The sequence below is a fragment of the Peribacillus huizhouensis genome (assembly GCF_014138605.1).
Classification (GTDB): Bacteria; Bacillota; Bacilli; order Bacillales; family DSM-1321; genus Peribacillus; species Peribacillus huizhouensis.
In genome coordinates this window covers 39,977-64,593 of sequence record NZ_JACJHX010000010.1, presented here as the reverse complement: position 1 = coordinate 64,593, position 24,617 = coordinate 39,977, and the positions used below count along the sequence as shown (strand labels likewise).

Annotated in this window: 24 protein-coding genes; 23 read left to right on the top strand and 1 reads right to left on the bottom strand. The window is 39.3% G+C overall.

Annotated features, from left to right (window positions below; translation table 11 throughout):
• Positions 1-414 precede the first annotated feature (414 nt).
• The 16 genes from upp to spoIID all read left to right on the top strand — a co-directional run bounded on the left by upp (position 415) and on the right by spoIID (position 17,071).
• Positions 415-1,044, top strand: coding sequence for a uracil phosphoribosyltransferase (gene upp / locus HNP81_RS15265; RefSeq protein ID WP_028393437.1), 630 nt, complete (start codon positions 415-417; stop codon positions 1,042-1,044).
• Between the two features lie 20 nt (positions 1,045-1,064).
• Positions 1,065-2,219 carry a non-hydrolyzing UDP-N-acetylglucosamine 2-epimerase gene (wecB, locus tag HNP81_RS15260; RefSeq protein WP_028393438.1) on the top strand — a complete coding sequence of 385 codons (1,155 nt, stop codon included), beginning with the start codon at positions 1,065-1,067 and terminating at the stop codon, positions 2,217-2,219.
• Positions 2,220-2,400: 181 nt separating this feature from the next.
• Complete coding sequence (locus HNP81_RS15255) at positions 2,401-4,620, top strand: S8 family serine peptidase (protein ID WP_281384512.1); 2,220 nt, start codon at positions 2,401-2,403, stop codon at positions 4,618-4,620.
• 468 nt (positions 4,621-5,088) lie between these two features.
• Positions 5,089-5,457, top strand: coding sequence for an ATP synthase subunit I (locus HNP81_RS15250; RefSeq protein ID WP_028393440.1), 369 nt, complete (start codon positions 5,089-5,091; stop codon positions 5,455-5,457).
• 22 nt (positions 5,458-5,479) lie between these two features.
• A complete protein-coding gene (atpB, locus tag HNP81_RS15245; protein WP_028393441.1) occupies positions 5,480-6,175 on the top strand; it encodes a F0F1 ATP synthase subunit A in 696 nt (231 codons plus the stop codon).
• A 58-nt stretch (positions 6,176-6,233) separates the two neighbouring features.
• Positions 6,234-6,458 carry a F0F1 ATP synthase subunit C gene (atpE, locus tag HNP81_RS15240; RefSeq protein WP_028393442.1) on the top strand — a complete coding sequence of 75 codons (225 nt, stop codon included), beginning with the start codon at positions 6,234-6,236 and terminating at the stop codon, positions 6,456-6,458.
• Positions 6,459-6,655: 197 nt separating this feature from the next.
• Complete coding sequence (atpF, locus tag HNP81_RS15235; RefSeq protein WP_028393443.1) at positions 6,656-7,177, top strand: F0F1 ATP synthase subunit B; 522 nt, start codon at positions 6,656-6,658, stop codon at positions 7,175-7,177.
• On the top strand, positions 7,174-7,710 hold the full coding sequence (locus HNP81_RS15230) for a F0F1 ATP synthase subunit delta (protein WP_182503184.1): 537 nt from the start codon (positions 7,174-7,176) through the stop codon (positions 7,708-7,710). Before atpF ends, HNP81_RS15230 begins: the two co-directional genes overlap by 4 nt.
• 24 nt (positions 7,711-7,734) lie before the next feature.
• Positions 7,735-9,243 (top strand): F0F1 ATP synthase subunit alpha, encoded by a 1,509-nt coding sequence (gene atpA / locus HNP81_RS15225; protein ID WP_028393445.1) that lies wholly within the window; start codon positions 7,735-7,737, stop codon positions 9,241-9,243.
• A 37-nt stretch (positions 9,244-9,280) separates the two neighbouring features.
• Positions 9,281-10,138 (top strand): F0F1 ATP synthase subunit gamma, encoded by an 858-nt coding sequence (locus HNP81_RS15220; protein ID WP_028393446.1) that lies wholly within the window; start codon positions 9,281-9,283, stop codon positions 10,136-10,138.
• A 173-nt stretch (positions 10,139-10,311) separates the two neighbouring features.
• The gene (gene atpD / locus HNP81_RS15215) at positions 10,312-11,709 is read left to right on the top strand and encodes a F0F1 ATP synthase subunit beta (RefSeq protein ID WP_028393447.1); all 1,398 of its coding nucleotides are present in this window, start codon (positions 10,312-10,314) and stop codon (positions 11,707-11,709) included.
• 24 nt (positions 11,710-11,733) lie between these two features.
• Positions 11,734-12,135 carry a F0F1 ATP synthase subunit epsilon gene (locus HNP81_RS15210; RefSeq protein WP_028393448.1) on the top strand — a complete coding sequence of 134 codons (402 nt, stop codon included), beginning with the start codon at positions 11,734-11,736 and terminating at the stop codon, positions 12,133-12,135.
• 725 nt (positions 12,136-12,860) lie between these two features.
• A complete protein-coding gene (locus HNP81_RS15205; protein WP_028393449.1) occupies positions 12,861-13,100 on the top strand; it encodes a DUF1146 family protein in 240 nt (79 codons plus the stop codon).
• Between the two features lie 97 nt (positions 13,101-13,197).
• Positions 13,198-13,935, top strand: coding sequence for a YwmB family TATA-box binding protein (locus HNP81_RS15200; protein ID WP_182503183.1), 738 nt, complete (start codon positions 13,198-13,200; stop codon positions 13,933-13,935).
• A gap of 32 nt (positions 13,936-13,967) precedes the next feature.
• The gene (murA, locus tag HNP81_RS15195) at positions 13,968-15,272 is read left to right on the top strand and encodes a UDP-N-acetylglucosamine 1-carboxyvinyltransferase (protein ID WP_028393451.1); all 1,305 of its coding nucleotides are present in this window, start codon (positions 13,968-13,970) and stop codon (positions 15,270-15,272) included.
• A 776-nt stretch (positions 15,273-16,048) separates the two neighbouring features.
• Positions 16,049-17,071, top strand: coding sequence for a stage II sporulation protein D (gene spoIID / locus HNP81_RS15190; RefSeq protein WP_220478593.1), 1,023 nt, complete (start codon positions 16,049-16,051; stop codon positions 17,069-17,071).
• 100 nt (positions 17,072-17,171) lie between these two features.
• Here the strand turns inward: spoIID and HNP81_RS15185 are convergent, their stop codons facing one another.
• Positions 17,172-17,609, bottom strand: a complete 438-nt coding sequence (locus HNP81_RS15185; RefSeq protein ID WP_028393453.1) for a VanZ family protein — start codon at positions 17,607-17,609, stop codon at positions 17,172-17,174.
• Positions 17,610-18,001: 392 nt separating this feature from the next.
• Here HNP81_RS15185 and spoIIQ point away from each other — a divergent pair, with 392 nt between their 5' ends.
• From spoIIQ to fabZ, 7 genes are all read left to right on the top strand, one after another.
• A complete protein-coding gene (gene spoIIQ / locus HNP81_RS15180) occupies positions 18,002-18,856 on the top strand; it encodes a stage II sporulation protein SpoIIQ (RefSeq protein ID WP_034302324.1) in 855 nt (284 codons plus the stop codon).
• Positions 18,857-19,600: 744 nt separating this feature from the next.
• Positions 19,601-19,876: a sporulation transcriptional regulator SpoIIID gene (gene spoIIID / locus HNP81_RS15175; RefSeq protein WP_028393454.1), complete on the top strand. Its 276-nt coding sequence runs from the start codon at positions 19,601-19,603 to the stop codon at positions 19,874-19,876.
• A 342-nt stretch (positions 19,877-20,218) separates the two neighbouring features.
• Complete coding sequence (locus HNP81_RS15170; RefSeq protein ID WP_028393455.1) at positions 20,219-21,220, top strand: rod shape-determining protein; 1,002 nt, start codon at positions 20,219-20,221, stop codon at positions 21,218-21,220.
• Between the two features lie 365 nt (positions 21,221-21,585).
• Entirely contained in the window at positions 21,586-22,419 is an 834-nt protein-coding gene (locus HNP81_RS15165; RefSeq protein ID WP_182503182.1) for a flagellar hook-basal body protein, read from the top strand.
• Between the two features lie 28 nt (positions 22,420-22,447).
• Complete coding sequence (locus HNP81_RS15160; RefSeq protein ID WP_220478596.1) at positions 22,448-23,287, top strand: flagellar hook-basal body protein; 840 nt, start codon at positions 22,448-22,450, stop codon at positions 23,285-23,287.
• Positions 23,288-23,653: 366 nt separating this feature from the next.
• The gene (locus HNP81_RS15155; protein ID WP_235179212.1) at positions 23,654-23,947 is read left to right on the top strand and encodes a DNA-directed RNA polymerase subunit beta; all 294 of its coding nucleotides are present in this window, start codon (positions 23,654-23,656) and stop codon (positions 23,945-23,947) included.
• An 88-nt stretch (positions 23,948-24,035) separates the two neighbouring features.
• Positions 24,036-24,467, top strand: a complete 432-nt coding sequence (fabZ, locus tag HNP81_RS15150; RefSeq protein WP_028393459.1) for a 3-hydroxyacyl-ACP dehydratase FabZ — start codon at positions 24,036-24,038, stop codon at positions 24,465-24,467.
• Positions 24,468-24,617 lie beyond the last annotated feature (150 nt).

Sequence of the window (24,617 nt, the reverse complement as noted above, 5' to 3'; positions counted from 1 at the left end):
AGGGTCTGCCCTCACATGCTATACATCGTTTATCGTGTTCTCACGTCTACTAAACGATGTATAGCAGATGTGGGGGGAGGCCCTTCGTTATGACAGCTTCTTTTTTTTGCTTTGAACCATTTGCTAAAATCAGCTTGTGTGTATAAAGGATAAAGATCGCTTCACGGTACATGTTAAGAAATATGTCGACTTTAAAAATATGAACATGTGATTTCTTGATTCATAATTGCAGTTAGATATATTTTTCTGTAAAATGGTTAGAAGTGTGTTTTTTGTCGGAAAGACTTGCCGGCAAAAAGAAAAAAACGTCACTAGTCCTTAGTGCAGTGATCTATTAATTAAATGCAACATGATTACACTTCTATACTTTCAAAGTATAGAAAAATCCAGGAATAGAAATGGAGAGAACCTTTAATGGCAAAGGTATATGTATTCGATCATCCACTTATTCAACACAAGTTGGCTTTTATACGAGATGTTCAAACAGGAACGAAGGAATTTCGTGAGCTAGTAGATGAGGTAGCAACTTTAATGGCATTCGAAATTACTCGCGATATGCCGTTAAAAGAAGTAGAAATTGAAACGCCAGTAAGCAAGGCGAAAGTAAAAGTATTATCAGGTAAAAAACTTGGTATTATTCCTATTCTACGTGCAGGCATTGGTATGGTAGATGGAATCTTGAATTTGATTCCAGCTGCTAAAGTAGGACATGTTGGTCTATACCGTGATCCGGAAACATTGAAACCTGTAGAATATTATGTGAAACTCCCAAGCGATTTAGCGGAAAGAGAGTGCATAGTTGTTGATCCGATGTTGGCAACAGGCGGATCTGCAATTGAAGCGATTACGTCTATTAAGAAGCGAGGAGCAGTTAATATTAAATTTATGTGTTTAATTGCAGCTCCTGAAGGCGTTGAATTATTGAAGGAAGCACATCCGGATGTAGATATATACATTGCTGGACTTGATGAAAAGCTAAATGACCATGGTTATATCGTTCCTGGACTTGGAGATGCAGGAGATCGATTGTTCGGAACAAAATAAGATAAAACGAGGTGGTAATCATGTCAAAACCGATTAAGGTTATGACGATTTTTGGTACAAGGCCTGAAGCGATCAAGATGGCTCCATTAGTTCTTGAATTACAAAAACAACCGGAACATTTTGAATCGATTGTTACGGTTACAGCACAGCATCGACAAATGCTTGACCAAGTACTGGAAATTTTCTCGATTCAACCAGATCACGATTTGAATATTATGAAGGATCGCCAAACGCTCATCGATGTAACGACAAGGGGACTCGAGGGTCTTGATGGAGTGATGAGGGAAGTGAAACCAGATATCGTTTTAGTCCACGGTGACACGACAACAACATTTGTGGCGAGCTTAGCTGCGTTTTATAATCAAATACCGGTTGGTCATGTGGAAGCAGGACTGCGGACATGGAACAAGTATTCACCTTTTCCTGAAGAAGCAAATCGTCAGCTAACAGGAGTGATTGCTGACTTGCATTTTTCTCCAACTGCAAAAGCAGCTGAGAATTTAACTAATGAAGGAAAAAGTGATGAATTCATATTCATTACAGGAAATACAGCCATTGATGCGCTAAAAACAACAGTGAGTGAGACGTATTCTCATCCAGTATTAGATAAAATTGGAGATAGTCGTCTCATCTTATTAACGGCTCATCGTCGTGAAAATCTAGGTGAACCGATGCGGAATATGTTCCGTGCAATTAAAAGGCTTATAGATGAACATGATGATGTACAGGTAATCTACCCTGTACACCTCAATCCAGTTGTCAGAGAGTTAGCAGCTGAAGTTCTTGGAAACGATCCACGCATTCATTTAATTGAACCATTAGATGTATTTGATTTTCACAACTTTGCTGCGAAATCATATTTAATCATGACCGATTCAGGTGGGGTACAAGAAGAAGCCCCTTCACTCGGTGTTCCAGTTCTAGTTTTACGAGATACAACAGAACGCCCTGAAGGAATTGAAGCAGGCACTCTTAAACTTGCTGGAACAGATGAAGATACGATCTATCATCTAGCAACTGAATTGTTAACGAATGAAGAAGCCTATCAACAAATGGCGAAGGCTCACAATCCTTATGGTGATGGACATACATCAGCAAGGATCGCGGAAGCCATTCGTTTTTACTTCAAGCGAACTAATAAAGCTCCGGAAACATTTATTCCTGGAGGAAATTAGAACCTCAGAAAGATCTGATCTTGAACTCTATATACAGTATGAAATATTCACTGTGTATAGTAGTTGCGGGAACAGATCTTTTTTGATTCTACTATCTTAAACCCACTGCTAATAAAAAGGATTTCCCTCATATGTATAGACTTGAGCTTAAGTGAAACCATATGTGAAAGGGGTGTCGCTTTTGCTGAAAAAATACTTTTCTTTACTAATCATACTTATCCTTTTGTGTACAAGTGTAACGTCAGTAGCGGCAACAGAGCTACCGCCATTGCCAAAACAAACTGAATCCAAAAATATGACAGCAATTGTACTGTTGGAAAAACCTGTTTCTACTATTGATATTCAGACAATTTTAGCAAAATATTCATCGCTACAACTAAGGAAAATATATAAACACGCTATCGTCGGTTTTTCCGTCAAAGGTAAAAGAGAGGAGATTATGCAACTGAAAAAAGAGTATGCAATTTCTGCGATATCAGAAGTGTCGGTTTATCGTGTTCAAGCCGATTCAAGCATACCTTTTATTGGGGCTGATCAAGCGAGGTCTTTTTTTGACGGCAAAAAACAAAGAATTACTGGAAAAGGGATCATGGTTGGAATTATTGATACTGGTATTGACTACACACATCCTGATTTACAAAAAGCGTATAAAGGAGGTCGTGATTTAGTTGATGGAGATCGAGATCCGATGGAAACAAAAGGACAAGGTGACCAATCGACCATACATGGTACCCATGTAGCAGGAATTATCGCAGCTAATGGAAAAATGAAAGGTGTAGCTCCAGAAGCTGATGTGATCGCATACCGTGCGCTTGGTCCAGGAGGGACTGGTAATACTGAACAAGTATTAGGAGCAATCGAAGCTGCGATTGAAGATAAAGTGGATGTGCTTAATTTGTCATTAGGGAATGATGTAAATGGACCAGATTTGCCCATCTCAATAGCTTTGAATAAAGCGGTGGAGAGTGGAATCGTTGCGGTTACTTCAAATGGAAACTCAGGTCCAGCGGTCTGGACGGTTGGATCACCCGGTACAGCAGATAGAGCCATTTCTGTTGGAGCGTCGACACCTCCAATGATTATCCCATATATGAAAGTAGGGCTAGGGGCGAGGAAGAAAATGATTCAATTAATGCCTATGCAAGGTGCGAAACCTTGGGATCTTCACTTTACAGAAGAATTAATAGATGGAGGAATAGGTAGGATACATGATCTAAAACAAGTGAAAGGGAAAATAGCTCTGATTGAGAGAGGGAGTATATCATTTACTGAGAAAGTCATAAATGCCAAGAAATCAGGAGCGGTTGCCGTTATTATTTTTAACAATACTGAAGGGAACTTTAGCGGTAGCGTGACAAAAGGCTTGGGTATACCAGTCGTCTCTATATCGAAAAAGTCGGGAGAGTTGGTAAAAAGGCAGATTCGGTCTAAGCAGCGAAATGTGCAATTCATATATAAGAAGGAACAAGATCAGTTAGCTGATTTTAGTTCTAGAGGACCAGTTACAGTAAGTTGGAGTATTAAACCAGATCTATTAGCTCCAGGGGTGGCGATCAATAGTACAATCCCTTCAGGCTATTTAGAAATGCAAGGGACAAGTATGGCTTCTCCACATGTAGCTGGAGCAAGTGCACTCATCCTACAAGCTCATCCGGAATGGACACCGGAACAAGTGAAATCTGCCTTAATGAGTACATCTAAACCATTGCTAGATAAAGACGGGAAACTATATCGTACATTCGAACAAGGAGCGGGTCGCTTACGGATTGATCAGGCGTTAAAGGCAGATACGCTTCTCTACCCAAGTTCTCTTTCGTTTGGGATGTTCTCAAAGAAAGAAGGCATTCATGAACATGAAGAGAAGCTTGTCATTGAAAACACTAGCAAGGAGAAGAAGAATTACTCATTTCAGATTCCGATGAAAGAGAAGGGAATCACATGGGATTTACCAGCTTCCTTTTCGATTAATCCAGGAGAAAAGAAACAAGTCCACTTAGGATTACAAATAAACCCGGCACTTATGGAAACGGGAATTTATGATGGTTATTTAACACTGGTTGAAGGGGTAAAAGAAATTAGTCTGCCGTTTCTCTATGTGAAAGAGGAACCAAATTATCCAAGGGTAATGGGATTTGAATTTAGCGCTGGGGACCAAGAAGGAATGTATCGGTATGAAATGTATTTACCTCGTGGTGCTGATGAAGTCGGGATTGCTCTTTATGATCCAGACAATTTTCGTTTTATTGGATTTTTGGATTGGGCGAAACACGCTCCGCCGGGTTTACTAAAAAAGGAGTTAGCTAAAGATGAACTTCCTGTGCCAGGAATTTATACAGCAATTATCTTTGCAAGAAAATTTGGGAAGGAAGATCAAATAGAAACGACCATCATTATTGATTGAAAAAGGTGTTTTTTTAAAAGTCAACAAAAAGGTAAAATACAAATGTGAACAATTCGTTAACTATTACCGTTCTGTGACAAAATTCACGAACCACACATTGACATAACATGTTAGGCTATTGTATGCTAACTAAGGATGTAATTGGTAGGGGTTTCAATGTCTCAAGACGGTTTTTTTGTCTTGTTCTATCGGAGTATTAATCACATCCTCCACAAATTTCGACCGCAAGGATGCACAATATGCGTCAAAAATCGTAGCCGTATACGGCAGTGGCATAATTGTCAGCGATTCTTTCACAATTTGTCGGTTCATTGTATATTAGCATTTTTAATAAGAAGATGCCAAACCGAACGCCTGACACCAAGCCGTATTTTTTTCACAATCGGTTCTTCTCACTGGACATGCAATACATACGTTTGCGATGCTCCAAAAAAGCAAGGAAAATTTTCTCAGGAGATTAACGAAAAGATGCCAGAAATAAACATAGTTTTTAAAAGGCAGAGTAAATACATGGTCTATCTCTTGGCGGCTTTTGTATTAGGCTGGGGATTTACAAATTATCAAACTGTGTTTGGGGGGCTTTTGTTAGGAACTAGCCTAAGTTTGTACAATTTATGGCTAGTAAATCAAAAGATGAAAAAATTTGATCAAGCAATAACGGAAGGAAGAAAGGTTAAATCTCTCGGAACAATGACCAGATTTGCTTCAGCTGGTTTGGCCGTTATTATTGCACTTGAATACCCAGAACATTTTCATTTGATTAGTGTAGTATTGGGATTGATGACAGCTTATCTTGTCATTATTATAGATTTTATTATCCACATAAAACGTCGGTAGCAGGGAAGAGAGGTGAATATAGTTGAATCATGGGTCACCAACGGCTGATTTATTTGGCTTAACCTTTAACTTAAGTAATGTATTAATGATAACTGTAGCAAGTGTTATTGTTTTCATTATCGCTACACTTGGCTCTCGTAAACTTGCAATGAAGCCAACTGGTATGCAAAATTTTATGGAGTGGGTCATGGACTTTATAAAGAACATGATTAATAGTTCAATGGACTGGAAAACGGGCGGCCGTTTCCAACTGCTTGGAATGACATTGATTATGTATTTATTCGTATCGAATATGCTTGGTCTTCCATTTGCGATCACATATGATCATGAACTTTGGTGGAAATCACCGACAGCCGATCCTGTTGTAACTTTGACTTTAGCAGTCTTAGTTCTAAGTTTAGCGCACTATTATGGTATACAAATGAAAGGCTTCAAAGGATACTTGAAGGCATACAAAAACCCAATGACATTAATCGAAGAGTTCTCAAATACTCTGACACTCGGTTTACGTTTGTATGGTAATATATTTGCTGGTGAAGTATTGCTTGGTTTATTAGCAGGAACACTTGCTATGAGTAGTATTTGGGGTGCTCTTGGAGCCATCATTCCAACATTGGTATGGCAAGGATATAGTATTTTTGTAGGTGCAATTCAATCGTTTATTTTCGTTACGTTAACAATGGTTTATCTGTCTCATAAAGTCAGTTCAGACCATTAATTATAAGTTCATTAAGAACTAATTTGAAAAAACATATATCTCGAGGAGGAAATTAATAATGGTAGGTTCAGTAGGTCTTCTTGCAGCAGCAATCGCAATTGGTTTAGCAGCACTAGGTGCAGGTATTGGTAACGGTCTCATTGTTTCAAGAACAGTAGAAGGTATCGCTCGTCAACCAGAAGCTCGTGGAATGCTACAAACTACAATGTTTATCGGTGTAGGTCTAGTAGAAGCGATGCCAATTATTGCCGTAGTTATCGCGTTCATGGTATTAGGCCAATAATAGAATCATTAAAAAGTTCAAAAGTGGCGAAGTTCGTTTCATGTGAACCTTCGCCTTTCCTTTATGCCCATATTCAGTATGTATCATACAGCTAAAAGAAACTTTGTAAAAGTAAACATGGCTGTCTTAATTTAGGGTCTAACTCTTTTAAAGACAACTTTATTATAAGTGAAACTCGTGAAGGGAGTGAACCAAGCGTGTTAACAAGCGGTTTAGTATTGGGATTATCTATAAGCAAGTTTAACGGTGGAGATGCATTGTTCCAATTGATCATGTTTGTCATCTTGTTATTTTTGCTTAAAAAATATGCATTTGGTCCTCTAATGGGCATAATGACTCAACGTGAAGAGCATGTTGCATCTGAAATCAATGCTGCAGAAGCAAGCAGGTTAGAAGCAAGCAAATATTTAGAAGAGCAACGTGAATTATTAAAGCAATCGCGCGTAGAAGCTTCAAAGCTTATTGAAAACGCGAAACAACAAGGTGAGGCTCAGCGTGAGGATATTATTATCCAAGCACGTACAGAAGCTGAACGCCTAAAAGAATCAGCAAAACGAGAAATCGTCCAAGAAAGGGAGAAGGCTATCGTTGCATTGCGCGAACAAGTCGCATCCTTATCTGTTTTAATTGCTTCTAAAGTTATTGAAAAAGAACTATCAGAAGCAGATCAAGAGAAACTAATTAATCATTATATTCAAGAGGCAGGAGAAGAGCGATGAGTGATGTTGCGGTAGCAAAGCGTTATTCTAGAGCTCTTTTCCAAATTGCACAAGAGCAAAACCTTCTTGATCAATTAGAAGAAGAGCTCACAGCAGTTAGAGAGGTCTTCAATTCTGATAAAGAACTTTTAGCCTTTCTAACACAGCCAAAAATTCCAGTTAAATCAAAGAAAGACGTAATTACACAATCTTTTTCTAGTGTTTCTCGTCATGTTCAGAATACATTGCTCATTATGGTTGAACGTCATCGTACCGATTCAATCGCACAAATGGCGCTTGAATTTATCGAACTGGCTAATGAAGCGAAATCAGTAGCAGAAGCGACTGTATACACAGTTCGCCCACTGTCTGATCATGAGAGTGAAGCTGTGTCATCCGTATTCGCAGCCAAAGTGGGAAAACGGACACTGAAAATTACTAATATTGCGGACAAAAGCATTCTTGGCGGCATCAAACTCCGTATTGGCAACCGTATTTTTGACGGAAGTGTTAATGGGAAGCTTGAGCGCCTTAGTAGACAACTATTAAGCTAATATTCACAGTTAGGGGTGAAATTCATGAGCATTAAAGCTGAAGAAATCAGTGCGCTGATAAAGGCGCAAATTGAAAACTATCAGTCTGAAATTAAAGTAAGCGACGTTGGTACTGTTATCTCTGTTGGGGACGGGATTGCACGCGTTCACGGTTTAGATAACGTTATGGCAGGAGAGCTCGTTGAATTCGCAAACGGTTCAATGGGACTATCTCAAAACCTTGAAGAGAACAACGTTGGTGTCGTTATTCTTGGACCATTTAAAGATATTCAAGAAGGCAGTGAAGTTCGTCGTACAGGACGAATTATGGAAGTACCAGTAGGTGAAGAATTAATTGGTCGTGTCGTGAATCCTTTAGGACAACCAGTCGATGGATTAGGTCCGATCAATACGACGCAAACTCGTCCAATTGAAAGCCCAGCTACAGGTGTAATGGATCGTAAATCTGTTCATGAACCGTTACAAACAGGTATTAAAGCGATTGATGCACTTGTACCGATTGGTCGTGGACAACGTGAGTTAATTATCGGAGATCGCCAAACAGGTAAAACAACTGTTGCAATTGATACGATTTTGAACCAAGCTGACCAAGATATGATTTGTATCTATGTAGCAATCGGCCAAAAAGAATCAACGGTACGTAATACAGTTGAAACATTCCGTAAGCATGGTGCGTTAGATTATACAATCGTTGTAACAGCATCTGCTTCACAGCCGGCTCCGTTATTATACTTGGCTCCTTATGCAGGTGTATCAATGGGTGAACATTTCATGTTCCAAGGCAAGCATGTGTTAATTGTATATGATGATCTTTCAAAACAAGCATCAGCTTACCGTGAACTGTCCTTGCTACTTCGCCGTCCACCAGGTCGTGAAGCATTCCCAGGAGACGTATTCTATTTGCACTCACGTTTACTTGAGCGTGCGGCGAAATTAAACGATACGTTAGGTGCTGGTTCTATTACTGCACTTCCATTTGTTGAAACTCAAGCAGGTGATATTTCTGCTTACATCCCAACAAACGTAATCTCTATTACGGATGGACAAATTTTCTTGCAGTCTGATTTATTCTTCTCTGGTGTGCGCCCGGCGATTAACGCAGGTCTTTCTGTTTCTCGTGTTGGTGGATCCGCTCAAATTAAAGCGATGAAAAAGGTTGCTGGAACATTGCGTCTTGACCTTGCTTCTTACCGTGAGTTGGAAGCATTCACTCAATTCGGTTCTGACCTTGATAAATCAACGCAAGCTAAACTAAATCGTGGTGTACGTACAGTAGAGGTACTTAAACAAGATCTTAACAAGCCAATCAAAGTTGAAAAGCAAGTTATGATTCTGTTTGCTCTAACTCGTGGACACTTAGATGATATTCCTGTAAAAGATATTCTTCGTTTCGAAGAGGAGTACTATTTATTCTTAGATCGTTCTCACTCTGATTTATTAGATCACATCCGTACGACAGGTAATCTTCCTGAAGAGGATGCAATCGCAGCTGCTATCAAAGAATTCAAAAAGAATTTCGTAGCATCTGAATAATCGGTCTAATTAAATTTTACAAGGGTGGTGAGAATAAATGGCCTCTTTACGCGATATAAAGTCTCGTATTAACTCGACTAAAAAGACTAGCCAAATTACGAAAGCGATGCAAATGGTTTCTGCATCAAAATGGAACCGTGCTGAATCCAATGCGAAGAAGTATGTTCCATATATGGAGAAGATCCAGGAAGTCGTCATGAGTATTGCTAGCGGAAGCACTGACGCATCACATCCGATGCTTATGTCTAGACCAATTAAGAAAACTGGTTATATTGTCATTACCGCGGACAAAGGTTTGGCGGGTGCATACAACAGTAGTGTGCTTCGTCATGTCCTTAAAACGATTCAACAGCGCCACAAATCATCCGACGAATATGTCATCATTGCCATCGGGAAAGTTGGCCGTGATTTCTTTATCAATCGGAAAATGCATGTGGAGCTTGAAGTAACTGGCGTGCCTGACCAACCATCGTTTTCAGACATTAGTGATATAGCGAAATCAGCAGTGAATTTATTTCAAAATGAATTGTGTGACGAGTTATACATGTACTACAATCACTATGTTAGTGCCATCTCTCAAGAGGTAACTGAAAAGAAAATTCTGCCGCTTACAGATATTGAGACTTCAGGGACGTTGACTTCATATGAGTATGAACCAGACCCTGAAGCAATTCTTGAGGTTTTGCTACCTCAGTATGCAGAAAGTCTAATTTACGGTGCCTTACTAGATGGAAAAGCGAGTGAGCACTCAGCACGTATGACTGCAATGAAAAATGCTACAGATAATGCGAAAGAGATTATCGATTCTTTATCTTTGCAGTACAATCGTGCACGTCAAGCAGCGATCACGCAAGAAATTACCGAAATTGTCGGCGGAGCCGCTGCATTAGAATAACAAAAAAGTGTAAGGCGCCTATATATCAGCTTATAACTTCTTAGCTGATGGCGCCTGAAGCTAGACTTCAAGAATGTTTAAAATAATAGACTTCGGGACCAGGTAAGCTAGACGATTGCTTCCTGTTCTATAATCATAGATAGTCGTCAAAAGTAATGACAGGAGGGAAAACGATGAATATTGGACGCGTTATTCAAGTTATGGGTCCGGTAGTTGACGTGAAGTTTGAAAACGGTCAATTGCCTAAGATCTATAATGCGTTAAGAATTGAAAACACATCATCTGGTACTGGTCTGACTCTTGAAGTTGCCTTACATTTAGGTGATGATTCAGTTCGTACCATTGCGATGTCTTCCACAGATGGATTGACACGTGGAGCAGAAGCTGTTGATACTGGAGCTCCGATTTCCGTACCTGTAGGAGATGCGACTTTGGGACGTGTTTTCAACGTATTAGGAGAGAACATTGATCTTGATGCACCAATATCTGCAGAGGTACGAAGAGATCCAATCCATAGACAAGCACCTACATTTGACCAACTTTCTACAGAGGTAGAAATTTTGGAAACGGGTATTAAAGTAGTAGATCTTCTTGCGCCTTATGTTAAGGGTGGAAAAATTGGTCTATTCGGTGGTGCTGGTGTAGGTAAAACCGTATTAATTCAAGAATTGATTAACAACATTGCCCAAGAGCATGGCGGTATTTCTGTATTCGCCGGCGTTGGTGAGCGTACTCGTGAAGGAAATGACCTTTTCCATGAAATGAGCGACTCTGGCGTTATTAAGAAAACAGCGATGGTATTCGGACAAATGAATGAGCCTCCTGGTGCACGTATGCGTGTTGCTTTATCTGGTTTAACTATGGCTGAATACTTCCGTGATGAACAAGGACAAGACGTATTGTTATTCATCGATAACATTTTCCGTTTTACTCAAGCAGGTTCTGAGGTTTCCGCCCTTCTTGGCCGTATGCCTTCAGCGGTTGGTTACCAGCCGACACTTGCAACGGAAATGGGTCAATTACAAGAACGTATTACATCAACAAACGTAGGATCAGTTACATCGATTCAAGCGATCTATGTACCTGCGGATGACTATACCGATCCAGCCCCAGCTACAACATTTGCTCACTTAGATTCAACAACGAATCTTGAGCGTAAATTGTCTGAAATGGGAATTTATCCTGCGGTTGATCCATTGGCATCTTCTTCTCGTGCTCTTAGCCCTGACATTGTAGGTGCTGAGCATTATGGTATAGCACGCCAAGTTCAAACTACATTGCAAAAATATAAAGAATTACAAGATATCATCGCCATCTTGGGGATGGATGAGCTGAACGAGGATGAGAAATTAGTTGTTGCTCGTGCTCGTAGAATTCAAAACTTCTTATCTCAGAACTTCCACGTGGCAGAACAATTCACTGGACAAAAGGGATCTTATGTACCGGTTAAAGAAACGGTTAAAGGCTTCAAGGAGATCCTTGAAGGGAAGTATGATGATCTTCCAGAAGATGCATTCCGTTTAGTAGGAAGAATTGAAGAAGTAGTTGAAAAAGCAAAACAAATGGCGTAATAAAGGGACCGAGGAGGGAATGAAATGAAGACGATAAAAGTCAGTGTTGTTACTCCCGATGGCCCAGTATATGATGCAGAGGTAGAAATGGTAAGCGCAAAGGCAAAAAGCGGGGAACTAGGAATCATGGCCGGCCATGTTCCTATGGTAGCTCCTCTTGATATAGCAGCTGTTCGTCTGAAAAACGAAGGTCGTACAGACTATATTGCCATTAATGGAGGCTTCTTGGAAGTTCGTCCAGACGTGGTTACGATTCTTGCTCAATCTGCAGAAAGAGCTGAAACTATCGATCTTGTCCGGGCACAATCAGCTAAAGAGCGTGCAGAAAAAAGATTGCGGGAAAACCCTGATTCAATCGATATCAAACGAGCTGAATTAGCTTTAAAGCGTGCAATCAACCGGATTAATATTGCAGAAACGAAATAAGACTGAATTAGAGGTTGTCTCAAGGATAGGGTCTGACTTCACACACGCTATACACCGTTTATTGTGTCCTGTACACGCCCTTTAAACGTTGTATAGGAAATGTGGGGTTTTGACCCTTTCGTCTTGGGACGGCTCTTTATTTTTAGAGCCTCAACATTATTATTTTTTTCTCTAGTACAATTTGGAGCTTATCTTTCTGAATTACCCATTCTTTAATAGGTAAAGAAGTGTAAGCGTTTTTTGACGAGCTTTGATTTAGAGAAATGGGTCTGCATTATCACCGTTTTGAAGGTATTGAGGTACGCATAACGACGAACAGGAACTAATTAATGACTCTAATAGGAATTTGTACTCCATAAATGGTAGGAAAGTAACTTTTTTTTAGGAGTACGAGAGTCTACGATTATATCAGTCATATTTTGTAAAAATCAAGATTTCTATCAAGGAGTTAATAGTGTACTATTTAAATTGATCTCCACATGAAGGAAAACCAGTTTTCTAGGTACAATCATAAACTGTTTTTGATGTCCTTAACTCGAAAAATAGAACTTGTTTTTTGTAGCCATCGTTCTTAATAGAGCAAACCTTTCTTCTAAAAATAGAATGCTAGCTCCCACTTTTCTTTGAAGAATTAGAATTTTTTTGAGAATATTCCCTTTTAAATTCCAAGTTCCGAGCAGTTATGTGATATAATATGGATTGGGTGTTTTTAAGGAGGATTATGAATGTTTTCAGCATTTAGCCAACAGGCGTTGATTGGGATTGTTTCACACCTGTTTTTTATTGCCGTTACGTGGTGGGCTCTCCAAGCCTTAAATTTCGAGAAGATGTTAAAAGCAAATTCTGTACTAAAGGCAAGAGTTCTATATACACTTTTAACGGTTGCAATTGGATCAGCTGTAAGCAATTTCTTCTTAGATTACCTCTTTTATTCGCAACAACTCCCATATATGTTCAATCAGTAACACAACTGAATTAAGATATTGTCAATAACTGACGATACATTATAAGTATGTTCAACCTCCCAACCGGAAATGATGAAACTTAAGGGAGGGTTTCAATGTGAAAAAGACGATAACATACATAATGTTTGTTGGTTTGATACTGATTGTACTTGGGAATAGTACAAGTGTAGCTAAGAACAAGCAAGATATAGAAAAAATAATCGAGCTGCTAGAAGCGAACATAAATATAGAAATTAGTGATTGGTCTGTATATGTAAGGGAAAAAACGTTGATGATTGACACTAGGAAAGATTTCAATAAAGAAGTGAAGAAACTTCAAAAAATATTTCCCGACTTTACTTGGACAATCACCACAGAAGATAAGAAATGGACAGCCACTGCGACATATGTGGATCCAAAAACTAATTTAACAGAATCGCTTCATTTAATGTCTTCACAAGAACAGTCTCATATTGTAAGCTATATGATTTATGAGGCTAAAGGGCATAGTTGGAATGCAAATTATTCCTCTTTTATTGAAGGAGATTTTCAAGGCAGGAAAAAAGTCATATTTCGCGGGAAACCGTCAACTTTCACTTGTATTAAAGGGACATTCAATGATAATATTGATACGGTTTTATCCTCGAAATCTATAAGGCTACTAGATTTATTTCAGGCAGAGGAAATAGAAAGTGTAAAAGAGCCTCATTTTATTTCTATGTCTGCAAGATCTAACATGTTTACCGAAACATTGACACACGAATCTTTGAACTTGCAATTTGCTTTAAGAACAGATGGATTGGGCAAAAAAACAACCTTTGTAGTTGGCACACCCATCATTACGTTTGAATATTAATATAGAGAAATTGGACGCGGAGGGGAATACTCTTGGAAAAAATCATCGTCCGCGGCGGTAGAAAGCTTAGCGGGATTGTAAAAGTAGAGGGAGCAAAAAATGCCGTTTTGCCGGTTATCGCCGCAACACTATTGGCTAGTGATGGAAAAAGTATCATTAAGGACGTTCCAACGCTCTCCGATGTATATACAATTAATGAAGTATTGCGCAACTTGAATGCAGAGGTTGCCTTTGGTAATAATGAAGTTACTGTAGATGCATCTAGAGCACTATTAGATGAAGCACCTTTCGAATATGTTCGAAAAATGCGTGCTTCTGTATTGGTTATGGGTTCTTTACTAGCAAGAAATGGGCGTGCTCGTGTAGCGTTACCTGGTGGATGTGCAATCGGTTCGCGTCCTATCGACCAGCACCTAAAAGGCTTTGAAGCAATGGGTGCGAAAGTGAAAGTTGGAAATGGCTTTATAGAAGCAGAAGTGAATGGCCGACTCAAGGGGGCAAGAGTGTATCTTGATTTCCCAAGCGTAGGCGCAACTGAAAACATTATGATGGCTGCAACACTTGCAAAAGGTACAACTGTGCTTGAAAACGTTGCTAAAGAACCAGAAATTGTGGACCTTGCTAACTTCCTTAATAAAATGGGAGCAAAAGTTAAAGGGGCAGGAACAGGTACATTGAAAATTGAAGGTGTAGATAAGTTATACGGTGCTGAACATTCAATCATTCCAGACCGCGTTGAAGCAGGTACATTCATGGTAGCTGCTGCAATTACGGGTGGTAATGTCCTTGTCAAAGGAGCGGTTCCTGAACATCTCACCTCTTTGATTGCCAAGATGGAAGAAATGGGTGTTGAAATTTACGAAGAAAATGAAGGACTACGTGTAATTGGTCCCGATACTTTAAAGGCTGTTGATGTAAAAACAATGCCTCATCCAGGATTCCCGACTGACATGCAATCGCAAATGATGGCATTATTGTTGCGTGCAAAAGGAACAAGTATGATTACGGAAACGGTATTTGAAAATCGTTTCATGCATGTTGAAGAATTCCGCCGCATGAATGCTAATATCAAAATAGAAGGCAGATCGGTAATCATGAATGGACCATCTGATCTTCAAGGAGCAGAAGTAGCGGCAACAGATTTACGTGCTGCAGCAGCTCTTATTTTGACAGGCTTAGTTGCTGAAGGTGTAACACGTGTAACCGAACTGAAGCATCTTGATCGAGGCTATGTGGACTTCCACGGGAAATTAGCAGCTCTAGGAGCAGATGTAGAACGTGTAAACGACGAACATACAATTATAATTAATAATATTGCAGCAGATTTGAATGCATAATATATTATAGTGACTGGACTTTTAATATGAAGTCCAGTTTCTTTTTTGTTTTAGGCTCTTTTCGTAAAGATTGTTGTTTTTAGCAAGAAACCAATTCGAACAGATGTTGATCTTCGTTACAGGTGCGAGACTCCTGCGGGAAAAGCGTGTTGAGGGAGACCCCGCAAGTGCAAAGCACTGAGGAGGCTTCTGAGACCGCCCGCGGAAAGCGAGGACCTGCAACGGAAATCAACCCGGGTTATTAGTGTAAAAATGATTGAAAAGCAACAAAGTATGTGAAAATAGCCTTGTTTTAAGACTTGTGTTAAATATTGATCTACAGATGTATGATTCTCCCTACTTCTCTTGGGTTTCATCTACCTCATCCACCTAGTTGGTTTATTAGCTAAGTTACAAGATCAACTCCCCAATTTGATCAAAAAATCGATAGAAATTGAATAAAATGAAATTTCTATGTGAGGTCTTACTGTCGGTTTAGCGAGGAATAAAAGGACAAATTGTTTTTCCGTGTAAGAAGAAAAACAGTAAATAACTACGTGGTATCAGCAATTAACTAACTCCTGATAGTTTCAAATAAAGGTCATAATTGCTTGTCCAAACCCATATATTTGTCTTGAGAGAAGGGGAGGTGTGGGAACGGAGGAATCTCCCATTCGAAAGTTCTATCAGTGGGATCTAAGTTCCCGCTAATGGTTAGTTGAACCGGGATAAAGTGATTGAAGACTCGTTTCTACTCAATTCCCCTTTAAGAGCAGACAAAGGGAGGCCCAGAAATATTGAGAGCATGCAAACCGATTATCGCCCTATTTTTAACTGTAGCATTTGTTACACTTATGATTCCTGCATTACTTGTGCTTCCATTTTCCAAAGAAGACAAGGATGGTAAATTATCTGAGACCGTAGAGGAACCTATAGAAAATGTTAATACAACAGAGGTGCCAAGTGTGGATGTCGCTGTGTATCGATCTGTCGAACAAAAGATCCAAACGATTCCGTTAGAATCATACGTTGTCGGTGTGGTGGCTACAGAAATGTATGCAGATTTTGAATTAGAAGCATTGAAAGCTCAGTCACTGGCAGCGAGGACGTATATTGTGGATTTGTTGCTTGCTGATAATGTTGTGGGGGTACCGAAAGGAGCAGATGTTACAGATACGGAATTGCATCAGGTGTATTTAAATGATGCTGAGTTGAAAAAATCGTGGGGGTCAGATTATTCATGGAAAATTAAGAAGATAAAAGAAGCGGTAAATGCTACAAAAGGACAAATTTTAACGTATGGTGGAAAGCCAATCACTGCGACTTTCTTTTCAACTAGCAACGGATATACCGAGAATTCTGAGGATTATTGGAAAAGTTCTTACCCTTATTTAAAAAGTGTAGCAAGCCCTTGGGATAAGTCATCACCGAAGTTTTATAATAATGAAATGATATCAGTCGCTGATTTTCAAAAAAAATTAGGTGTAAAACTGCCTGCGGGAAATGAGATAGCCACGGTAAAGGCCCGGACAAAGGGGAACCGTATAAGCAAGGTGGTCATTGCAGGAAAAGAGCTAACTGGTAAGGAAGTTCGTGAAAGTTTAGGCCTCAAATCATCAGACTTTACCTTGAAGCGACAAGGTAAGAACATCATCGTTACAACGAAGGGTTCCGGTCATGGAGTAGGAATGAGCCAGTACGGTGCGAATGGTATGGCGATGGAAGGGAAAAAATATGATGAAATTGTAAAATACTATTATCAGGGTGTTCAGATTCAGACTTCAAACACGATATTGAATACGATCACAGCAAAAAAATGATGCTGTATTAATGCGGTTTTCCATGAAACAAGAGATGAGTTGAGCCAAAAATTAACATTGTCCATCATTACTATAAAAGAAGGTTGTCTCAAAGGTGAAGTCACCTTGATGAGACAGCCTTTCTTGTCATGTTTTCAATGATGGTCAGAAAACCTCGATGATGCTTGAAATAGTGATAGCGTACATGGAAATAAGCAGCTAACACGCCGATTACATCTTTAATTACATCAATAAGGCTTGCTGAGCGGGCAGGTATGAAGGATTGGTGTATTTCATCACAAATGCCATACAAACTCGCTAAAATGGCAGCAAGGATGCTCCAGGTGCTAGTTAATTTACCGTGGGCAGCAAGAGCAGCAGCAAACAACATATAAAGAATTGCAAATTCCACTAAATGAAGAGCTTCCTTGATGAAGTGATCGACAGAAGAGGATGGAAGATCGAGAATTAAATCATCAGGCTGACTAGACATATACCAAATAGCTCCCATATAAATAAACGGCAGAACCGTTAACAATACTTTCAAAGATTTTCGCATGTATTCAACTTCCTTTAGTATGTGCTTGTTGCCATTGTATCAAGAATTATCTTATTGGGAAAGAACAAAGCGCGAGCAACTTTAAAAATGCTGAATTGTGAGATTGCTACGCCCTTAATTTTACAAAACGGCACCACGCACCATGAAGGATCAATTCTAATTACAATAGTGGCGGTACGGGGCAGGATTTTGGAGTACTTTCTATAATATAATAAGTATAGTTGCTTATTAGACTTGCTCTATTAGAAAGTGTCAAAGCCCCGGATTTTATAACTTAAAAATTCCCATGCATAAAATAATCAAGTTAAACAAAAAATAAATCTAAAAAATAATTTGTAGCAGATGTATATAATTTCAGCAATCTGTTCAGAATGATTGCTGAGGTGATTAATATGAGAGAGGAAGAAAACAAACCAACTTCCAAAAAGTCCATTATCCGACGTATTCTGAATAAACGTTGGGCATTACCAGCAATTTATATCGCAAGTGCTGCATTGATTTTGGCGGGAGCCATCTGGGCACAGAACAGTTTTAATGATTCAGCTGACAAAACACCAGATAAAGAAGAGGCAGCTGGAATAGGCAATAACATGGAAGAGCCAGCCGTTGAAGTAAACAGCCATCTTGAAATCATCAACATGCCAGTCACGGATTCCCAACTCGCAGTCATTAAAAAAGAATTCTATGACAAAGACGCTGACAAAGAAAAACGTGCTGCTGCATTAGTCTTTTATAATAATCGTGTAATGCAAAACAAAGGACTGGATATCGCAGCTAAAGACGGTGGAGCATTTGATGTTGTAGCATCTTTAAGCGGGAAAGTAAGTAAAGTGAAAGAAGATTCATTGCTTGGTAATGAAGTAGAAATTGAACATGAAAATGGTGTAATTACTCGTTACCAATCCATTACAGACATTACAGTTGAGGTTGGAGACAAAGTGAAACAAGGTGCTGTAATTGCTAAAGCAGGTAGAAGTCTCTTGAATGAAGAGGCTGGAACACATGTTCACTTTGAAATTCGCCAAAATGATGTTGCTTTAAATCCAAACGCTGTTTTCGGAAGTCAGTTGACATCCCTTGAAACAAAGGATGAAGCAGCTGATAAAAATCCAAGTAGTGTAAGTGAAGAAGAAGATGCATCGAATTCAGATTCTGAAGCAATTGAAAATCCAGCTGATTCAAAATCAAGTGACGATGATCATACTAAAGAAGATCCATCTGATTCTGAAAACACTGAAGAAGGCTGATAAAGTGAATGTTTTCATTGATTTTTAGTATGATTACTTATAAATGACTGAAGAAAATAATCAAAACAAAATGATACGCCCGTAAACAACTGAAAATTTGGTAAGAGAGATTGTCCTATAAAAAAGGGTTAGCTCCACTTCTACTATATATTGTGTAAATAATAAACGATGTATAGAGATTGTGAAGTCAAGACTCAATTGGGCCAATCTCTTTTTGTATGTAGGACATGGGACGGGGCTTCGCGACTTACTAATATAGACAATCTAATTTGCAGATATACTTCCCCTTATTAAGAAAATACTTCAAAATCCCGCTAAGCACCGCCACTCTTAAGATTAGATGGGTGTAGCGTGCTTCATAATATATCCTTCAAGGTAATGGTGACGTTTTACGCATTGCAGGATTTGTATGAACATCAACCTCGAAAAGTCACCTTTGATTTACAAAATCCCTTTGTTTTTGACAAATTTCTCGGGAAATAATTTTAGTAACAAGAATTAAATGTTAGAAAATTTAGATAAATATTTCCGGAAGCTGTTGAAATTGTGCATATATCCATTTCAATGCTAATAAACTGATACAAACCATACAAAGAGAGTGTTTGAGGTGAGTAGTCGTTTAAATCCAATGATAAATCCAGTTGAAGATATATGTATTGATAATTTCCGGGGCAACGGTTTTTTTAAACCAAAAGCGAATCTCATTTCACACTTCTCACATCCAATTTAGGGAGGTCGAGTGGTGTGCACGATTACATCAAAGAAAGAACTATCAAGATAGGAAAGTATATCGTGGAAACAAGAAAGACTGTTCGTGTCATTGCGAAGGAGTTTGGAGTATCCAAAAGTACAGTTCATAAAGATTTAACCGAGCGATTGCCTGAAATTAATCCTGAATTGGCCAATGAGGTGAAGGATATTTTGGATTATCATAAATCAATCCGTCATCTTCGAGGTGGAGAAGCAACAAAGTTGAAATATAAGCGGTCAGAGCGTGAAGAGGAAATATTGAAAAGATAGTTGTAAAAATAAAGTGAAACTTCAATCAGTGGGGGCTTCATCCCCCCTCCCTACATCTCTTTGATTTTTCTAAACCTCGAGGTGAGGGTACTGAGTTAATGCGAGATAAACCGGTATTTGTTAAATGATTCAGTTTCGGTGGTTTAAAAGGGAAATGCTGAGTAAAAAGTGTTACCTTTTAAGAACCATAGGAAGTGGAGATGATAACAAATACCGGTTTTTTGTTTTGTAAAAAAAATTCCCATTTCAAGGATATAGACCTACCTTCCACCTTGTCAATATGTTAAAATAAACAATTAGGAGTAAGTAGGCTTTTATGAGGATTCAAGGAGGATTTAAATCATGTTTGCTAGGGATATTGGAATAGATCTTGGAACAGCTAATGTGCTGATTCATGTCAAAGGTAAAGGAATTGTGTTAAATGAGCCATCGGTACTGGCAATCGATAAAAATACAAACCGTGTTTTGGCAGTCGGTGAAGAAGCTAGAAAGATGGTTGGTCGTACACCAGGAAACATCGTTGCGATTCGTCCATTAAAGGATGGAGTTATTGCTGATTTTGATGTAACAGAGTCGATGCTTAAGCATTTTATAAATAAGTTAAATGTTAAAGGGTTTTTATCGAAACCAAGAATTTTGATTTGCTGTCCAACAAATATCACGAGTGTTGAGCAAAAGGCGATTAAAGAGGCAGCTGAAAAAAGCGGTGGTAAGAAAATTTACCTAGAAGAAGAGCCAAAGGTGGCGGCAATTGGAGCTGGTATGGACATTTTTCAGCCGAGTGGAAATATGGTCGTTGATATTGGTGGGGGTACAACGGACATAGCAGTCCTGTCTATGGGAGATATTGTAACCTCCTCGTCCATCAAAATGGCTGGCGACAAATTTGATAATGAAATTTTAAATTACATAAAACGTAAATATAAGCTGCTAATTGGTGAAAGAACATCAGAAGACATCAAGATCCAAGTTGCAACTGTTTTTCCTGGATCTCGGAAGGAAGAAATTGATATCCGTGGACGTGATATGGTTTCTGGATTACCTAGAACCATTACTGTTTATTCTGAAGAAATTGAAGAGGCTTTACATGAACAAGTTTCTGTAATTGTCCAAGCTGCTAAGAGCGTTTTAGAACGTACACCACCTGAATTATCAGCAGATATCATTGACCGCGGTGTTATTCTTACAGGTGGCGGGGCCCTTCTGCATGGAATTGACTTATTACTTGCCGAAGAATTGAAAGTTCCAGTATTGGTCGCAGAGAATCCTATGGACTGTGTAGCAATTGGGACAGGAATTATGCTGGATAATATGGATAAATTACCACGCCATAAATTTGGTTAAACATAGAAGCGCACAAAAATGCGTCTCTGCACTTTGACAGGACTGAGATTTCTCGGTTCCTGTTTCTTATTCGAAATCCAGTTATAAAGCTACGAAGATTTTTTAACCAATTCCTTTACAATTGACGATTCTAAAGCCTCAAACAGTCCTACTATTAAGATACCTAGAAACTTTCCGATATATGAAATAGACATAAGAAGGACCAACTATTTAGAAATTTATTTAGAGGGGATGTCCCAAGTAAAGAGTCAGACCCGCAACAACTAAATCCAGTATGAGATACGTGTATGAAATACTGCATACTGCCTTAGAGTGCGAGGTTAGACCCTTATGAGACACCCCCTTTCGTAATAGAGGTGATCAAGGTGTTCAGAGGATTTTACACAGCGGCTTCTGGAATGCTTACTCAACAAAGACGTGCAGAAATGTTGACGAATAATTTATCCAATGCGAACACGCCTGGTTTTAAAACAGACCAAGCAAGCGTTAGGTCGTTCCCTGAAATGCTCATGCAAAGAATGGGCCAACAGGCGACAACGCCAAACGGAAATATCAGTTTACCGATTCATTCACAGTTAGGCACTCTTAGTACAGGTGTGTATATGCAAGAGGCAACGCCCCTGTATAAGCAAGGTGATATCCAAGAAACCGAACTATCGACTGATTTGGCTATTGTGAACGGGAACCTACCATTGAACCAGGAGAGTGGCAAGCCAGGCTCGCTTCTTTTTATTATCGAAAATAGTGAGGGAGAAGCGCGCTATACGAGAAATGGGAACTTTACATTGGATGGCGCGGGATACTTAACGACTGCAAATGGAAATTATGTGCTAGATGATAATAGTAGCAGGATTCGCTTGAATAGCGAAAACTTCTCCATAAATGAAGATGGCATGATCGTAGAAAACAACCAGACAGTGGCTCGCGTTGGCATTGCATTTGCTAGGGATCCATTCGGGCTGATTAAAGAGGGAGACGGATTATTCCGAACAGAAGGAGCAATGCTTGCTAGTGCTTATAATACTGCGGGTGTATCTTTTAATTTGAAACAGGGCTATTTGGAAGGGTCTAACGTCGACCAGGCGCAAACAATGACAGACATGCTTACTGCATATCGTACGTTTGAAGCGAATCAGAAAATTTTACAGGCATACGATAAAAGTATGGACAAGGCTGTCAATGAAATTGGTAGGCTCTAAAGAATAAGGGGGAAATCTAGTGAATCGCATGATGATTACATCAACTAACACACTCTCTCAGCTTCAGCTAAAATTGGATACGATTAGCAGTAATATTGCAAATGTGGATACTACAGGATATAAACGGAAAGAAGCGAATTTTACGGATTTACTTGTACAGCAATTCAATAATCAACCAGACGTATCTCGGGAAATCGGCCGATTGACACCAAACGGAATCCGCCAAGGAACGGGAGCTAAGCTAGGTCAAACTCAGCTTAGCTTAACACAAGGTTCATTAAAAACGACGAATCGCAGCCTTGATGTCGCCCTTACAAAGCCGGATTTGTTTTTTAGTGTACGTGTTTCAGATCAAAGTGGAGAAAACATTCGTTACACACGTGATGGAGCCTTTTTTATGACACCTGTAAATGGAAATGATCAGCAAGTTATGCTTGTTACAGGTGCAGGAAATCCTGTTCTTGATGAGTTCAACCGTCCAATAGTGGTAAACGGGAATGTTACAGATGTTAGTATTTCTGAAAATGGACAGATTAAGGTAGAAACGAGCAATCGGGGAACACAATTTTTTGAGATGGGGATTGTGTCTGTTAAGAAACCGCAATTTATGGAACAGCTAGGCGGTAATTTATTAGCACTCCCTGCAAACTTTAACGAACTGAATGTGAATGTAGAAGATATTTTGACATCATTAACAGGTGGTTTACGTAACGAAATTTCTGTAACACAAGGAGCGTTGGAAAGCTCCAATGTAAATCTTTCTAAAGAAATGTCCAACCTAATAATGGTCCAGCGACAATATCAATTCCAATCTAGAGCGATTACAATGGCTGATCAAATGCAAGGATTAGTGAACAGTATTAGATAGAGAACAACCAACAATGAAAAAACCAACCTGCTGATAAATGAAACGACGATCATCATGACGTAAAGTGAAACTTCAATCAGTGGGAGGGCTACACCCACACTGATTGTTAGTCCGGTTCTAGTGTCGCTATCGCCAATACCTCCGCGCAGCGTAGGTAAGGCGACACTACGAACCCGATTCAACGAACTCAGACTAAAGTACGCCGCTTCCTGCAGAAACGTCTGAGTGACCCACATCCTGTGGGCCTCAACTAAACCTCTGCTCACGCATCGGTAAGTTTCACTGTATCTCACCAATCAGGCTTTAACGGGCATTATCCCCCACCTAAGCTTCTTCGATACCTCTTAGCCTTGAGGTGGGGATCTATTGCCCGATAAAGCGGGAAAAAAGGAGCTATTGTACACAAGCATGGAAGAAAAAACTTTAACCAGAGAAGATTTTAAACAGGAACAAGAAAATAAGGAACAGGCGAAACCGAAAATTCGTATTAGACTGTTACCACTTTGGTTCAGGGTATTACTTGTTACATTCTTGATTGTTGTATCAGTAGTCTCCGGAACCATTGTCGGTTACAGTATAATGGGTGGTGGAGAAATGGTTGATGTATTTAGCAAATCAACCTGGACTCACATTTTTGATTTAGTATACAGCGAAAAGTAGGAGGTTGATTTAGATCAACCATAAGGCACCACTGGCATGTAAAAATCGCCGTAAACCCTTAAGCTTTTCTTATAAGGAGGAACAAAGAATGCTTGATGTTAATCAAATCAAAGAAATTATTGCGCACCGCTATCCGTTTTTATTAGTGGATCGTATTATTGAAGTGGAAGATGGAAAACGTGCAGTAGGCTTAAAAAACGTTTCAGCGAATGAATCATTCTTTAATGGTCATTTTCCTGAGTACCCTGTTATGCCTGGTGTATTAATAGTAGAAGCACTTGCGCAAGTAGGAGCAGTGGCGATGCTTAAGCAGGAAGAGTATAGAGGAAGACTCGCCTTTTTTGCAGGAATTGATAATTGCCGTTTTAAGAGACAGGTCGTTCCAGGAGATCAATTAAAACTTGAAGTTGAAATCACTAGAATGCGTGGCTCCGTAGGCAAAGGAAGAGCAGTAGCTACTGTAGATGGCGAAATTGCCTGTGAAACAGATATCATGTTTGCTTTTGGGGATAAATCATAATTCTCGGGTAAAAAAGAGTACGGATAAACATTCCGTGCTCTTTTTTTATCCGCGAGAGGGTAACTTGGAAAACTTTACCGTTTTAACGAACGAGAGAAATTCCCTTTTTCGGGTATTCTAAATAAGGACCATTAGAATATGGCTCACATC